The 1,338-nt window shown below is 59.2% G+C and carries 1 protein-coding gene and 3 pseudogenes; 2 read left to right on the top strand and 2 right to left on the bottom strand.

The features are described 5' to 3' along the window. Positions 1–346 (bottom strand): hypothetical protein (locus EOA60_RS33195; RefSeq protein ID WP_164899779.1); only part of this gene is annotated, 346 nt, incomplete at its 3' end. Between the two features lie 78 nt (positions 347–424). On the opposite strand from EOA60_RS33195, the pseudogene EOA60_RS33200 reads away from it, so the two are divergent. Both EOA60_RS33200 and EOA60_RS39400 read left to right on the top strand, forming a co-directional pair. After that, positions 425–542: pseudogene (locus tag EOA60_RS33200) on the top strand (transposase); the annotation flags it as partial. A 42-nt stretch (positions 543–584) separates the two neighbouring features. Continuing rightward, positions 585–895: pseudogene (locus EOA60_RS39400) on the top strand (transposase); the annotation flags it as partial. A gap of 80 nt (positions 896–975) precedes the next feature. On the opposite strand, the pseudogene EOA60_RS37950 reads toward EOA60_RS39400, so the two are convergent. Further along, a pseudogene (locus EOA60_RS37950) lies at positions 976–1,338 on the bottom strand (hypothetical protein); the annotation flags it as partial.

The raw sequence follows: 1,338 nt of genomic DNA on the forward strand, positions 1-1,338 counted from the left end.
ATACCTGGTCGACGATCTCCGCTTCGCCGCCCAGTCCGATCGCATGCGAGAACTTCGCGGCGCATTCGGATGTCGAGACCGGGTCTGCCGAGTCACGGAGAATTTCGAGCACGACCTGACGCTGGTTCACGCCTCCCATAGAGGCTTTGACCTCATCTGAAATTTTGGTGGTTCGGCCCGGACGGCGCGCCTTGGTTGGCATCGGCCCGCAACCGGGTTCGTAGATGGCAATGACCTTGTCTATGGAACTGACCTGCTCGCGGACCTCGGCTTGCAGCTTCGCCAGTTCCTCGAGTCTGTTGGTCAATTCGGCTCGTTTCAGTTTCAACTCACACGCGACGCTCATGCCCAGCCTGTCTCCTTACGCCTGAGACAGGGTAGACCAGCTTGCTCACGAGATCTGGTGGTTTTTGCTACCTAATGCCGGAAATATCAATCCGGCGAGACCGACATCGACGGCGGGATCAGCCGGGTCTGCGATGGAATGATGCGAACCGCACTCTATGAAGCGGCGCACATCACTACTGCGCGCCACGCGGTTCGGCACCCTCGTAGTTTGAAACACTCGACCGGAACCGCGCGGGCTTGCCTTTGCCCTGAGAGCGCTGGATGTGGATAATGGCAGCGAGTTCGTCAACTACAGGCTCATCGAATTTTGCCTTGGTCACAGCATCGAACTCACTCGCTCGCGGCCTTACCGCCAGAACGACCAAGCGTAGATAGAGCAGAAAAATGGGGCGGTTGTTCGGAAGCTATCGACGCTTCGAGGGCTTGGCGGCAGCCAGGGCGATCATGCGCCTCTACGGGGCATCCAGGCTGTTCGTGAAACTTCTTCGAGCCGTCGTTCAAACTGGCTGCCAAGCAACGCGACGGCGCGAAGGTGGCCAAGCGCTATCATCCACCGTCAGAAGCTGCGAGCCCGAGGGGGACTGACCATTGCCCAAATTCAGCAGTGAAATCGTTACAGACGGTCGACTATCTGCTTCGATGAGGGCGTTGCCGGTTTGTGGTCGGCGCCGCCCTGTAATGCGGGTCGATCATCGTAGGGCAGATTCTGGTCGGCGTCGGACCCGTGCAAGAGACCATCTTGGAGAACGAATCTCCTGTTTGTCGCGTGGCCTGCGCGACGAGCAAGGCACTTGCCGCTTCGGCGGCGGCGGTGAGCGGCATGTGGGCGGATGAGATGAGGCATGCTGTCAGATGAATCGGCGGATCGATGACGACCGGCCTCATCGCTTCGTAGCCTGGAATATCCGAGAAATCCCCCTTGGGAACGATCGCGCTTGCTACGCCGGCTTTGACTAAGGACAGCATGCCGCAGAACGTGTCGACCTCTGC

Origin of the sequence: Mesorhizobium sp. M1A.F.Ca.IN.020.06.1.1 (genome assembly GCF_004023265.1) — a bacterium.
Taxonomy (GTDB): domain Bacteria; phylum Pseudomonadota; class Alphaproteobacteria; order Rhizobiales; family Rhizobiaceae; genus Mesorhizobium.